The 13,179-nt window shown below is 70.7% G+C and carries 12 protein-coding genes; 5 read left to right on the forward strand and 7 right to left on the reverse strand.

All coding sequences use genetic code 11. From position 1 onward, the window contains the following. Positions 1–31 precede the first annotated feature (31 nt). Positions 32–2,770 carry a phosphoenolpyruvate carboxylase gene (ppc, locus tag AB0E07_RS03625; RefSeq protein ID WP_362245991.1) on the reverse strand — a complete coding sequence of 913 codons (2,739 nt, stop codon included), beginning with the start codon at positions 2,768–2,770 and terminating at the stop codon, positions 32–34. Positions 2,771–3,076: 306 nt separating this feature from the next. Here ppc and AB0E07_RS03630 point away from each other — a divergent pair, with 306 nt between their 5' ends. Then, the gene (locus AB0E07_RS03630) at positions 3,077–4,087 is read left to right on the forward strand and encodes a fatty acid desaturase (protein WP_362245993.1); all 1,011 of its coding nucleotides are present in this window, start codon (positions 3,077–3,079) and stop codon (positions 4,085–4,087) included. Next, positions 4,084–4,761, forward strand: a complete 678-nt coding sequence (locus tag AB0E07_RS03635; protein ID WP_362245995.1) for a TetR/AcrR family transcriptional regulator — start codon at positions 4,084–4,086, stop codon at positions 4,759–4,761. The genes AB0E07_RS03630 and AB0E07_RS03635 overlap by 4 nt, the downstream gene beginning before the upstream one ends. Before the next feature lie 45 nt (positions 4,762–4,806). Here the strand turns inward: AB0E07_RS03635 and AB0E07_RS03640 are convergent, their stop codons facing one another. Both AB0E07_RS03640 and AB0E07_RS03645 read right to left on the reverse strand, forming a co-directional pair. After that, on the reverse strand, positions 4,807–5,178 hold the full coding sequence (locus tag AB0E07_RS03640; RefSeq protein ID WP_362245997.1) for a VOC family protein: 372 nt from the start codon (positions 5,176–5,178) through the stop codon (positions 4,807–4,809). Beyond that, positions 5,178–5,990: a trans-aconitate 2-methyltransferase gene (locus AB0E07_RS03645; RefSeq protein WP_362245999.1), complete on the reverse strand. Its 813-nt coding sequence runs from the start codon at positions 5,988–5,990 to the stop codon at positions 5,178–5,180. The genes AB0E07_RS03640 and AB0E07_RS03645 overlap by 1 nt, the downstream gene beginning before the upstream one ends. A gap of 88 nt (positions 5,991–6,078) precedes the next feature. Here AB0E07_RS03645 and tamR point away from each other — a divergent pair, with 88 nt between their 5' ends. Further along, positions 6,079–6,576, forward strand: coding sequence for a MarR family transcriptional regulator TamR (gene tamR / locus AB0E07_RS03650; protein WP_362246001.1), 498 nt, complete (start codon positions 6,079–6,081; stop codon positions 6,574–6,576). Here the strand turns inward: tamR and AB0E07_RS03655 are convergent. Continuing rightward, entirely contained in the window at positions 6,535–7,302 is a 768-nt protein-coding gene (locus AB0E07_RS03655) for a response regulator transcription factor (protein ID WP_362246003.1), read from the reverse strand. The two genes, tamR and AB0E07_RS03655, sit on opposite strands and share 42 nt — an antisense overlap. 261 nt (positions 7,303–7,563) lie before the next feature. On the opposite strand from AB0E07_RS03655, the gene AB0E07_RS03660 reads away from it, so the two are divergent. After that, the gene (locus AB0E07_RS03660) at positions 7,564–8,019 is read left to right on the forward strand and encodes an N-acetyltransferase (protein WP_362246808.1); all 456 of its coding nucleotides are present in this window, start codon (positions 7,564–7,566) and stop codon (positions 8,017–8,019) included. Here AB0E07_RS03660 and galK read toward each other — a convergent pair. The 3 genes from galK to galT all read right to left on the reverse strand — a co-directional run bounded on the left by galK (position 8,012) and on the right by galT (position 11,306). After that, positions 8,012–9,163 carry a galactokinase gene (galK, locus tag AB0E07_RS03665; RefSeq protein WP_362246005.1) on the reverse strand — a complete coding sequence of 384 codons (1,152 nt, stop codon included), beginning with the start codon at positions 9,161–9,163 and terminating at the stop codon, positions 8,012–8,014. The genes AB0E07_RS03660 and galK overlap by 8 nt on opposite strands. 104 nt (positions 9,164–9,267) lie before the next feature. Further along, positions 9,268–10,224, reverse strand: coding sequence for a UDP-glucose 4-epimerase GalE (gene galE / locus AB0E07_RS03670; protein ID WP_362246007.1), 957 nt, complete (start codon positions 10,222–10,224; stop codon positions 9,268–9,270). After that, complete coding sequence (gene galT, locus AB0E07_RS03675) at positions 10,221–11,306, reverse strand: galactose-1-phosphate uridylyltransferase (RefSeq protein ID WP_362246009.1); 1,086 nt, start codon at positions 11,304–11,306, stop codon at positions 10,221–10,223. The genes galE and galT overlap by 4 nt, the downstream gene beginning before the upstream one ends. Before the next feature lie 177 nt (positions 11,307–11,483). On the opposite strand from galT, the gene AB0E07_RS03680 reads away from it, so the two are divergent. Beyond that, complete coding sequence (locus tag AB0E07_RS03680) at positions 11,484–13,163, forward strand: sodium:solute symporter family protein (RefSeq protein ID WP_362246011.1); 1,680 nt, start codon at positions 11,484–11,486, stop codon at positions 13,161–13,163. Positions 13,164–13,179 lie beyond the last annotated feature (16 nt).

Here is a 13,179-nt window from a genome sequence, read left to right on the forward strand (position 1 = left end):
GGCACCGTGGTGCGCGGGGTGTCGCGGAACGTCAGCCGGTGTTGCGCAGGCCCGCCGCCACACCGTTCACCGTCAGCAGCAGCGCCCGGGAGAGCAGCGGGTCCGCCTCCTCCTCGGCCGCCACGGCGTCGCGCTGGCGCTTGAGCAGGGCGACCTGGAGGTAGGAGATGGGGTCCAGGTAGGCGTCCCGGATGGAGAAGGTCTGCTTCAGCACCGGGGCGGCGTCGAGCAGTTCCGTCTCGCCCGTCACCTTCAGCACCTCACGGACGGTCAGCTCGTGCTCGGCCTTGATGACGTCGAACACGTGCTTGAGCTCGTCGGGGACGAGGGTGTCCACGTAGTGCTGGGCGATGCGCAGGTCCGTCTTCGCGAGCGTCATCTCGACGTTGGAGACGAAGTTGCGGAAGAAGTGCCACTGCTCGTGCATCTCGTCGAGGACCGTGTCCAGGCCCGCCTCGCGCAGCGCCTTCAGACCGGAGCCGACACCGAACCAGCCCGGCACGATCTGCCGCGACTGGGTCCAGCCGAACACCCACGGGATGGCCCGCAGACCGTCCAGGGAGACACCCGAACCGGGGCGGCGGGAGGGGCGGGAGCCGAGGTGCAGGTCGGCGAGCTGGTCCACCGGTGTCGACGCGAGGAAGTAGTTCGGCAGGTCCGGGTCCTCGACGAGCCTGCGGTACGCGGCGTGGGCCGCGTCGGAGACCACGTCCATCGCCGCGTCCCAGCGGGCCAGCGCCTCGTCGGACTGGCGCGGGGCGGTGTGCAGCGCGGACGCCTGGAGCGTGGCCGCGACGGTCAGCTCCAGGTTCTCCCGGGCCAGCGACGGCACCAGGTACTTGTCGGAGATGACCTCGCCCTGCTCGGTCACCTTGATCTCGCCCTCCAGGGTGCCCCAGGGCTGGGCGAGGATCGCGTCGTGAGAGGGGCCGCCGCCGCGGCCCACGGTGCCGCCGCGGCCGTGGAAGAGGCGCAGCCGCACACCGTGGCGGTGGGCGACGTCGCGCAGCCGCCGCTGCGCGCGGTGGATCTCCCACTGCGAGGTGGTGATGCCGCCGAACTTGGAGGAGTCGGAGTAGCCGAGCATGACCTCCTGGACATCGCCCCTGAGCGCGACCAGGCGCCGGTAGGACGGGTCCGAGAGCATGTCCTCCAGGATGGTGTCGGCGGCCTTCAGCTCGTCCGTGGTCTCCAGCAGCGGCACGATGCCGATCTTCGCCCAGCCCGCGTGCAGGTCGATCAGTCCGGCCTCGCGGGCCAGCACCGCGGCAGCGAAGACGTCGTCGGCGCCCTGGCACATCGAGATGATGTACGACTCGATCACCTCGGGTCCGAAGACCTCCAGCGCCCGCCGGACGGTCTGGAAGACCCCGAGGGTCTTCTCGCCGGCCGCGTCCACCGGAGCCGGGGTGGGGGCGAGCGGACGGCGCGACCTCAGCTCCTTGGCGAGCAGCTTGGCGCGGTAGTCGCGCGGCATGTCGGTGTACCGCCAGGACTCCTCGCCGAGCCGGTCGAAGAGCTGGCCGAGGGCGTGGTGGTGGGCGTCCGCGTGCTCGCGGACGTCCATGGTGGCGAGCTGGAGGCCGAACGCGGCCAGCGTGCGGATCGTGCGGTCCATCCGGCCGTCGGCGAAGAGTCCGCCGCGGTGCTCGCGCAGCGAGGTCTGGATCAGCGTCAGGTCGGCCAGCAGCTCGCTGGTGCCCAGGTAGTCGCGGCCCTGCTCGTGCGGGATGCCCTTGGCCAGGCGCAGCTTGGTGTTCTCCAGCTTCTGCCGGATGCAGGTGGCCTTCAGCCGGTACGGCTCCTCGGCGTTGAGGCGCTTGTAGCGGGGGCTGATCTCCGGCAGCTGTTCGAGGTCGCTCCGGAGCGAGGCCAGCAGTTCCTCGGTCGCCCCGGTGTAGCGGATGGAGTTCGACAGCAGGCCGCGCAGCTCGTCGATCATCTCCAGGGCGTCGTTGATGCCGTGCTCGTGCTGGAGGATCAGCACGTCCCAGGTGACCTGCGGGGTGACGTTGGGGTTGCCGTCGCGGTCGCCGCCGATCCAGGTGCCGAAGGTGAGCGGCCGGGTGTCGTCCGGCATGCGGACGCCGACCCGCTCCAGCTCGGCGGTGAGGTCCTCCAGCACGTCGCCGACGGCGCCGGCGTGCAGCTCGTCCAGGTAGTAGATGGCGTTGCGGGCCTCGTCGGCGGGCTCGGGACGGACCACGCGCAGCTCGTCGGTCTGCCAGACGAGGTCGATGTTCTCGGCCAGCCGGGTGTCGTGGCGCCGGCGGTCGGCCTCGATGACCGGGGTCTCCAGCAGCGCGGCGATGCGCCGGAGCTTGTTCAGCACCGACCGGCGCGCGGCCTCGGTGGGGTGCGCGGTGAAGACCGGGCGGACGTTGAGGTTCTTCACCGTCGCGCGCAGGTGCTCGGGGTCGGCGTCCTTGAGCCGGTCCGCCGTGCGGGCCAGCAGACCGCCCTCGGCGGCGCGCTTGGCGCGCAGCTCGCGGCCGCGGTGCACCTGCTCGGTGACGTTGGCGAGGTGGAAGTAGGTGGAGAACGCGCGCACCAGCTTGGCCGCCGTGTCGAGTTCGGTGCCGCGCAGCAGCTCCGCGGCGGCCTCGCCGTCCTCGCGGGTGAGTCGTCGTACCCTCTCGACCAGGTCGAGAAGGTCCTGACCCTCCTGCCGGACGAGGGTCTCGCCCAGGAGGTCACCCAGGCGCCTGATGTCGGCGCGCAGCTCGCTGGTCGACGTGGGGCTCGTAGTCAGGTCGTCGGCACTGCTCACAGGTGCGGCTCCTTGCAGTGTTGAAGCTCGTCTGGAGGGAACCCGGAGGCACGTCTCGCGCGGCGGCTGCCGCATACGGGCCGGACATCCGGGAAGTAGTCAGAGCGGACCGCGCTGTCCGACCGACTCCAGGATAGGTGCCGGTCCGGACGCGCAGGCTCACGGGCCCTTGCCGCCGGGCGACGCGCTGCCATACTTACGACGCCGTAGGTTACGGAACCGTAGGGATCGTTGTAACGGAAGCAGGGAACGGTTCCCCGAGCCACCGGCATTCGACTCACACCCTCGACCCCCCAGGGGACGCCCATGACCACGAGCTCCGATGTGATCGAAGACGCCCCGCGGGCGAACGACGACACCCCCCTTCGCTCAGCCACGCTCGGCGGCGACAAGAAGGGGAGGGTGGAGCAGCTCGCGCTGGCGGGCTTCATCGTCGTCCCCTTCGCGGCCCTCGCCCTGGCCGTGCCGCTGGCCTGGGGCTGGGGTGTGAGCTGGCTCGACCTCGGTCTGCTGGTCTTCTTCTACTACCTCGCCTGCCACGGCGTCACGATCGGCTACCACCGCTACTTCACCCACGGCTCCTTCAAGGCCAAGCGCCCGCTGCGCATCGCGCTGGCCGTCGCGGGCTCGATGGCCGTGGAGGGCCCGCTGGTCCGCTGGGTCGCCGACCACCGCAAGCACCACAAGTTCTCCGACGCGGAGGGTGACCCGCACTCCCCCTGGCGCTACGGGGAGACCGTCCCGGCCCTGATGAAGGGCCTGTGGTGGGCGCACATCGGCTGGATGTTCGACGAGGAGCGGACCCCGCAGGACAAGTACGCGCCGGACCTGATCAAGGACCGGGCGATCCGGGCGATCTCCCGCCAGTTCCTGTGGTGGACGATGCTCTCGCTGGCCCTGCCGGCCCTGATCGGCGGCCTGGTGACGATGTCCTGGTGGGGAGCGTTCACCGGCTTCTTCTGGGGCTCGCTGGTGCGGGTGGCGCTGCTCCACCACGTCACCTGGTCGATCAACTCCATCTGCCACGCGGTCGGCAAGCGCCCGTTCAAGTCCCGGGACCGCTCGGGCAACGTGTGGTGGCTGGCGGTGCTGTCCTGCGGCGAGTCCTGGCACAACCTGCACCACGCCGACCCGACCTCGGCGCGGCACGGTGTGATGCGCGGGCAGATCGACTCCTCCGCCCGGCTGATCCGCTGGTTCGAGCTGGCCGGCTGGGCGTACGACGTGCGCTGGCCGTCACGCTCGCGTATCGATTCGCGGCGGAACACCGGCGATGACGACTCCCGGCGCGGGACGGAGGCCGCGAAGGCGGCATGATGGACGCCGTGGCGACCGACTCCAGCAGCACCCCGAGCAACGAGAAGCCCCGGCGCGCGCGCCGTACCCGGATGACCGGTGCGGAGCGCCGTCAGCAACTGCTGGAGATCGGTCGCACCCTGTTCGCGGCGAAGGGGTTCGAGGGCACCTCGGTCGAGGAGATCGCGGCGAAGGCCGGGGTCTCCAAGCCGGTGGTGTACGAGCACTTCGGCGGCAAGGAGGGCCTGTACGCGGTCGTCGTGGACCGTGAGATGCGCCGCCTGCTGGACATGGTGACCGGCTCCCTGACCGCCGGGCACCCCCGGGAACTGTGCGAGCAGGCCGCCTTCGCGCTGCTGGACTACATCGAGGAGTACACGGACGGTTTCCGGATCCTGGTCCGGGACTCCCCGATCCCCCAGTCCACGGGCTCCTTCGCCTCGCTGATCTCGGACATCGCCACCCAGGTGGAGGACATCCTGGGCCGCGAGTTCAAGAGCCGCGGCTTCGACCCGAAGCTGGCCCCCCTCTACGCCCAGGCCCTGGTCGGCATGGTCGCCCTGACCGGCCAGTGGTGGCTGGACGTGCGCCGCCCGAAGAAGGCGGAGGTGGCGGCCCACCTGGTGAACCTGGCCTGGCACGGCCTGGACGGCCTGGAGGCCAAGCCTCACCTGATAGGGCGCCGCAAGGCCTGAGCCGCGCCTCCGGGTCCCCCTCGTGCCGCATCACGCCCCAGGGCCTCAGGTCCCGGGGGCAGACGGCTCCAGGAACTCGATGCGGTTGCCGACCGGGTCCTCGCAGGAGAACCGCCGGTGCCCCGGCAGCTCCGCGTCCCGGCGCACCCGCACCCCGTGCGCCGCGAGCCGGGCCCCGTAGGCCTCGATGCCGGTGACGCGCAGCCCCGGGTGGGCCTTGCGGGCGGGCCGGAAGTGCTCCTCGACGCCGAGGTGGAGCTGGACGGGCCCGGCCATGAACCAGCAGCCCCCGCGCGCGGCGAGCACCGCGGGCTTGGGGATCTCGGTCATGCCGAGGACACCGGTGTAGAAGGCGCGCAGCCGGTCCTCGGAACCGGGCGGCGCGGCCGGCTGCACATGGTCGAGCGCGCTGATCATCAGGACTCCTTGCGGGCGACGGCGAAGACCCGGCGGAAGGGGAACGGCGTGCCGTGCGGGCCGGGCGGATACGCCTCGCGCAGGGCCGCCCGGTACTGCGCCACGAAGGCGTCCCGGGCCTGGGGGTCGTCGGCGAGCGCGGTGAGCACGGGGAGCAGCCCGGTGCCCTTCACCCAGTCCAGGACCGGGTCGGCGCCGGTCAGCAGATGGACGTACGTCGTCTCCCAGACGTCCACGCCGGTGCAGCCGAGGGCCGTCAGACGCTCCAGGTAGGCCTCGGGGGTGAGGATCGCCCCGTCGTGGCGCAGGGCGTCCGCGAGGCGGTCGCGCCAGCGGGGGGAGTCCGCCAGTTCGCGCATCAGCCGGTGGCTCGGGGAGGCGAAGTTCCCGGGGACCTGGAAGGCGAGGGTGCCGCCGGGGGCGAGCCCGTCGATCCAGGCCGCGAAGAGGTCCGCGTGACCGGGCACCCACTGGAGGGTCGCGTTGCTGACGATCAGGTCGTAGGGCTCCTCGGGCCGCCAGGTGCGGACGTCGGCGTGGGCGAAGTCCAGGCTGCCGCCGGCCGGGGTGGCCCCGGCGCGGTCCTCGGCCTTGGCGAGCATCTCGGGCGAGTTGTCGTAGCCGGTGACGTGCGCGGCGGGCCAGCGCTCGGTGAGCCGGACGGTGACGTTGCCGGGGCCGCAGCCCAGGTCCGCGATACGCGGGCGGGCGGTCGGCGGGTCGGGGACGCGCGCCAGGAGGTCGCCGAACGGGCGGGCCCGGTGGTCGGCGTGCCGCAGGTACTGGGTGGGGTTCCACGTGGGCGTCGTCATGGTGTCCAGCATCCCCCAGAATTACCTTGACATCAAGATGCTCGATATCAAGAGACTTCACGTCGACACAACCACTACACTGATCGTCATGGAGGACGAGGTCGATCGGCTGGTCGCTGCGTGGCGCCGGGAGCGCCCGGACCTCGACGTGGAACCACTGGAAGTGCTCAGCCGGGTCAGCAGGCTGGCGCGGCACCTGGACCGCGCGCGCCGACTGGCCTTCTCCGAGCACAGCCTGGAGCCCTGGGAGTTCGACGTGCTCACCGCGCTGCGGCGCGCGGGCTCCCCGTACCAGCTCTCCCCCGGACAGCTGCTGACGCAGACCCTGGTCACCTCCGGCACCATGACCAACCGCATCGACCGGCTGACCAAGAAGGGCCTGGTGGAGCGGCTTCCCGACCCCAGCGACCGGCGCGGCGTGCTGGTCCGGCTGACCGACGAGGGCCGGGACCGCGCGGACCAGGCCCTGGCCGGACTGCTGGAGCAGGAGCGCGCCATCCTCGGCGAGCTGTCCCGCATCCAGCGCGGCGAACTGGCCGGGCTGCTACGCCAGTTGACCGCCCCGTTCGACAACATCCCCGGCTAGGTCGACCGGTCCGACGCCCGCGCGCCGGGCCAGCGCGACGGCGGCCAGCGTGCTGTGGACGCCCAACTTGCCCAGCACGTTCTGCATATGGGTACGGACGGTGTGCGGCGAGAGGAACAGCCGCTCGGCGACCGCCTTGCGCCCCAGACCCGCCACCATGCACCGCAGCACCTCGCGCTCGCGCGGGGTCAGCGACTCCACCAGCCGCTCGCTCTCGGTGCGGTGCTTGCGCGCGGCGGTCAACTCCCGCAGGACCCCGGTGAGCAGGGCCGGCGGAAGGTGCGTCTCCTCCCGCAGCACCCCGCGGATGACGGTCAGCAGCCGGGACAGCGAACAGTCCTTGGCGACCCAGCCGGACGCCCCGGCCTGGAGCGCCAGCGCCGCCCGCCGCGGATCGTCCTTCTCGGCGAGCACCACGATCCGCACCCCGGGCTGCGCGGACCGTACCCCCGCGACCAGGGATATGCCGTCGACCAGCCCGTCCTCCCCCACCTCCTGGACGGGCACCGCGGGCCGTATGCCCGCCACCCCGCCGCCCAGATCGGCGTCGACGAGCAGCACGTCGTAGCGGCGCCCCTCGGCGGCCGCGCGCTCCAGGCTGCGCAGTGCCGCCGGGCCGCTGCCCGCGGCGGAGACGTCGACGTCGGGCTCGGCCGCCAGCGCGGCGGCGAGCGACTCGGCGAAGATACGGTGGTCGTCGACGACCAGGACTCGGATACGAACCACTGAAACCCCCTTCCCCAATGCTCCTGAAGAGCAGGGGATACCCCAAGGTCCGGAGTGCGACGACCCGCACGGGCACGGCGCCCACGGGTGGTTGCAGCCGCACGGCCGCCGCCATGCGGAAATTGGTACCCCCACCACGGGCGCCGTACCCGGCTGTCTCGCCCCCTGATCAGCACCGGCCCCCACCGGCGCTGCTCATCAGAGTACGGGCGAGGACCGGGAGCGGAAGGCAATTCGCAGAACTGACCCGTCGACGCGTTTATCGTGAGCCGCATGTTCCGAATGGAGACAGAAGTCGACAAGGAGCGGCGCGACCTGCTCCGCGCCCGGTTGCGGGACACCAACACCGCGGCCTCGCCGGTGCTCGCCGCACTGCGCGGAACCCCGGACGAACGCGAGTCCCCGCTGCATGTGTGGATGCTGGACGAGTCCGGGGAGCTGGCCGGCGGGCTGGTCGGTCACACCTGGACGACCTGGCTGCACGTGGCGTTCCTCTGGGTCGACGGGCGGCATCGCGGCGCCGGACTGGGTTCGCGCCTGCTCGCGGAGGCGGAGCGGACGGCCCGCGAGGAACGGGGCTGTGTCAGCGCCCGGCTGGAGACCTGGGACTTCCAGGCACCGGACTTCTACCGGCGCCAGGGGTACGAGGTGGTGTGCGTGATCCCCGACTACCCGCCGGGGATCACGGAGTTCACCCTGACCAAGCGTCTTACCTGATCCGGCGGGCGCCCGCCGAGGGGACCGCCTCGAAGACCCGCGGGGCGGTGAATCCGGCCGCCGCGAAGGCCTCCTCGACGGCCTTGGTGACGGTGTCCACGTCGGCCGCCTCGACCAGCACGATCGCCGAGCCGCCGAAGCCGCCGCCGGTCATCCGGGCGCCGAGGGCGCCGGCCGCCACCGAGCTGTCCACCACCAGGTCGAGTTCGGGGCAGGAGACCCGGAAGTCGTCCCGCAGGGAGGCGTGTCCGGCCACCAGCACCGGGCCGATCGCCCGGGTCTCGCCCGCCCGCAGCAGGCCGACCATCCGCTCCACCCGCTCGTCCTCGGTGACGACGTGGCGGACCAGGCGCAGCACCTCCTCCTCATCGGCGAGGCGTTCCAGCGCCGCCTCCAGTCCGTCGTAGGGGATGTCCCGCAGCGCGTCGACGCCGAGCAGGGCGGCGCCCTTCTCGCAGCCCGCGCGGCGCTTGCCGTACTCGCCCTCGCTGTGCGAGTGCTTGACCTGGGTGTCGACGACCAGCAGCCGCATGCCCTCGGCGGCCAGGTCGAAGGGGATCTGCTGCTGCGACAGGTCCCGGGTGTCCAGGAAGAGGGCGTGGCCCTCCTCGCAGCAGGCAGAGGCGGTCTGGTCCATGATGCCGACCGGCGCGCCGACGTAGACGTTCTCCGCGCGCTGGCACAGCCGGGCCAGCTGCCAGCGCTTCAGGCCCAGCTCGTACAGGTCGTCGAGGGCGAGGGCGACCACGACCTCCAGGGCCGCCGAGGACGACAGGCCGGCCCCGGAGGGAACCGTGGAGGTCAGGTGGATGTCGGCGCCGGTCACCTGGTGCCCGGCCTCGCGCAGCGCCCACACCACGCCCGCCGGGTACGCCGTCCAGCCGCGGTCGGTCTCCGGGACCAGGTCGTCCACGCGCAGTTCGACCACGCCGCCCTCGACGTCCGCGGAGTGCAGCCGCAGTACGCCGTCGTCGCGCCGGGCGACCGCGGCCAGCGCGGTGTGCGGCAGCGCGAAGGGCATGACGAAGCCGTCGTTGTAGTCGGTGTGCTCGCCGATGAGGTTGACCCGGCCCGGTGCCGCCCACACCCCTTCCGGCTCGGTCCCGTACAGCTCCCTGAACCGCTCGGCCACAGCCTCGCTCATCCCTGACCCCTGACCTTTCGTACTGAAGTGACCGCTGACACGACCGCCGAAGTGACCACTGAAGTGACCGCTGGGGACCCCGCTGGGGACCCGGCTGGGAAGACCTACTCGCCGTGCCGCTGCGCGAACTCCCAGGCGTCCGCGACGATTCCGTCCAGGTCGGCACGCGAGGGGCGCCAGCCCAGCTTCTCGCGGGCCGCGTCGGCGGAGGCCACCAGGACCGCCGGGTCGCCGCCCCGGCGCGGGGCCACCACCTCGGGGATCGGGTGCCCGGTGACCCGGCGCACCGTCTCGACGACCTGGCGCACGGAGAAGCCGTTGCCGTTGCCGAGGTTGCAGATCAGGTGCTCGCCCGGGGAGGCCGCCCGCACGGCCAGCAGGTGGGCCTCCGCGAGGTCGGCGACGTGGATGTAGTCGCGGACACAGGTGCCGTCCGGCGTCGGGTAGTCGTCGCCGAAGACCGAGATCGCCTCCCGGCGGCCCTGCGCCACCTGGAGGACCAGCGGGATCAGGTGCGACTCGGGGTCGTGGCGCTCGCCGAACTCGCCGTAGGCACCGGCCACGTTGAAGTAGCGCAGAGACACCGCGGCCAGACCGTGCGCGGCCGCCTCCCCGGTGATCATGTGGTCGACGGCCAGCTTCGAGGCGCCGTAGGGGTTGGTCGGCCGCGTCGGCGCGGACTCCACGATCGGGACCTGCTCGGGCTCGCCGTAGGTCGCCGCGGTGGAGGAGAAGACGAGCCGGCGCACGCCCGCCTCGCGCATGGCGCCGAGCAGGGCCATGGTGCCGCCGACGTTGTTGTCCCAGTACTTCTCGGGCTTCACCACCGACTCGCCGACCTGCGAGGAGGCGGCGAAGTGCAGCACGGCCCCGTAGGAGGAGTCCAGCCACTTGGCGGCGTCGCGGATGTCGCCCTCGACGAAGGCGGCGCCCGCGGGGACGCCCTCGCGGAAGCCGGTGGAGAGGTTGTCGAGCACGGTGACCTCGTGGCCCGCCTCCAGCAGATGCTGGGCGACCACGCTGCCGACGTATCCCGCCCCGCCCGTCACCAGGTACTTCATGAACTCGCTACCTCTCGCAGTCGCTCTGCCGCGCGCTCCGGCGGCACGTCGTTGATGAACACGCTCATGCCGGACTCGGAACCCGCGAGAAACTTCAGCTTGCCGGGGGTTCTGCGGATGGTGAAGAGCTCCAGGTGGAGCGCGAAGTCGTCGCGGACGACGCCGTCGAACTCCTCCAGCGCCCCGAACGGCGCCTGGTGCCAGGCGGCGATGTAGGGCGTCGGGGACTCCTGCACGGCGCTCTCCCCTCCGTCCGGCTCGGCGAAGATCCGGTCGAAACGCCTCAAGAGTTCCAGATAAACCTGGGGGAACTCTGAGCGTGCCGCCTCGTCGAGACCCAGCAGGTCCGGCACCCGGCGGCGCGGGTACAGGTGGACCTCGTACGGCCAGTGCGCCGCGTAGGGCACGAAGGCGACCCAGTGTTCACTCGCGAGGACGACCCGCTCACCGGCCAGTTCACGCTCCAGGACGGCGTCGAAGAGGTTGCCTCCGCCGGTCGCCTCCTTGTGCTGGGCCACCTGGCGCAGCATCAGGGCGGTGCGAGGGGTGGCGAAGGGGTACGCGTAGATCTGGCCGTGCGGGTGGCCGAGGGTGACACCGATCTCGGCGCCGCGGTTCTCGAAGCAGAACACCTGCTCGACGGAGGGCAGATGGGACAGCTCGGCGGTCCGGTCGGTCCACGCGTCCAGGACCAGCCGGGCCTGTTCGTCGTCGAGGTCGGCGAAGGAGGCGTTGTGGTCGGAGGTGAAACAGACCACCTCACAGCGGCCGGAGTCGCCGGCCAGCGAGGGGAAGCGGTTCTCGAAGACCACGACGTCGTAGGACGAGTCCGGGATCTCGCTCAGCCGGTCGCCCTGCGAGGGGCACAGCGGGCACTCGTCGGCCGGCGGGTGGTAGGTCCGCCCCTGGCGGTGCGAGGCGATGGCGACCGAGTCGCCGAGCAGCGGGTCCCGCCGGACCTCGGAGGTGGTGACGGTGCGGTCCAACGGGCGCCGGTCCACCGCGGCCCGCACGCTGTCGTCGCGCAGGTCGTAGTAGATCAGCTCGCGACCGTCGGCCAGCCGGGTCGAGGTCTTCTTCACGCCGGACTCCCTAGTCGAGCCACACAACCATCAAACAGAAATCAACATATATAAACACGACTCACCCCAAGCGTCAACATCACAATCAAACAAAGACCATCACCCGACGTGTTCAATGCGTTAAGGCGGAGGCACTCGCTCTGCTAAAGATCCGTTCGCGCAACGAAGCGAGTACGCATGCAAACCCCCACATATCTCGCCGCCGAGCTACGGCTCCCCACCAACTGGCTCGACTACACGATCCTCGGCATCTACTTCGTCGTCGTCCTGGGCATCGGCTTCGCGGCCCGCCGCTCGGTGAAGACGAGCCTCGACTTCTTCCTCTCCGGACGCTCCCTGCCCGCCTGGATCACCGGCCTCGCGTTCATCTCCGCCAACCTGGCCGCCACCGAGATCCTCGGCATGGCCGCCAACAGCGCGCAGTACGGCGTCTACACCGTGCACTGGTACTGGATCGGCGCCATCCCGGCGATGGTCTTCCTGGGCCTGGTGATGATGCCGTTCTACTACTCCAGCAAGGTCCGCTCGGTCCCCGAGATGCTGCTGCTGCGCTTCGACAAGTGGGCGCATCTGTTGAGTTCGGCGCTGTTCGCCTTCGCCGCCATCCTGATCTCCGGAGTGAACCTCTACGCCCTCGCGATCGTCGTCGAGGCGCTGCTGGGCTGGCCGCAATGGGTGGCGATCGTGGTCGCCGGCGCCTTCGTGCTGGCCTACATCACCCTCGGCGGCCTCTCCTCCGCGATCTACAACGAGGTGCTCCAGTTCTTCGTGATCCTCGCGGCCCTCATCCCCATCGTGGTGCTCGGCCTGAAGAAGGTCGGCGGCTGGGACGGTCTGACGGACACCCTCAACAAGTCCCAGGGCGCCGACTTCACCACCGCCTGGGGCGGCACCGGCATCGGCAGCGACAACCCGCTGGGCGCCAACTGGCTGACGATCGTGCTGGGTCTGGGCTTCGTGCTGTCCTTCGGCTACTGGACCACCAACTTCGCCGAGGTCCAGCGCGCCCTGTCGGCGAAGAACCTCTCGGCGGCCCAGCGCACCCCGCTGATCGCGGCCTACCCGAAGATCTTCATCGTCTTCCTGGTGATGATCCCCGGTCTGACGGCCGCGGCCCTGATCCCGGGCTTCGGCACGGAGGAGTCGGGCTACCAGTACAACGACGCCATCCCGTACCTCATGGAGCAGTTGCTGCCCAACGGCGTGCTCGGCATCGCGGTCACCGGTCTGCTGGCGGCGTTCATGGCGGGCATGGCGGCGAACGTCTCGTCCTTCAACACCGTGTTCACCAACGACATCTGGGCGCGGTACGTCGTCCAGGGCCGCGAGGACTCCTACTACGTCCGCTTCGGCCGGCTGATCACCGTGATCGGTGTCGTCGCCTCGGTCGGAACGGCCTTCCTGGCCTCCTCCTTCTCCAACATCATGAGTTACCTCCAGACGCTGTTCTCCTTCTTCAACGTGCCGATGTTCGTGGTCTTCATCGTCGGCATGTTCTGGAAGCGGGCGTCCGTCGTCTCCGGCTTCTGGGGTCTGCTCGCGGGCACCGTCGCCGCGATGCTCAACTACTTCTGGATCTACAAGCAGGGCATCATCGACATCCCCACCGACCAGGGCGCCAACTTCGTCTCGGCGATCGTCGGCTTCGTGGCCGGCGCGGTGGTCATGTTCGTCGTCTCCCTGTTCACGAAGCCCAAGCCGATCGAGCAGCTCCAGGGCCTGGTCTACGGCACCCGCTCCCCCGGCATGTCCGAGGCGCCCGCCGAGGGCGACGACGCCTGGTACCGCAAGCCCGCCCTGCTGGGCTGGGGAGCGATCATCCTGGCCGCCGCCTGCTACATCCCGTTCTCTTTCTGATCGCGGGAGAATCGAG

This window comes from Streptomyces sp. NPDC048002 (genome assembly GCF_040653275.1).
Taxonomy (GTDB): domain Bacteria; phylum Actinomycetota; class Actinomycetes; order Streptomycetales; family Streptomycetaceae; genus Streptomyces.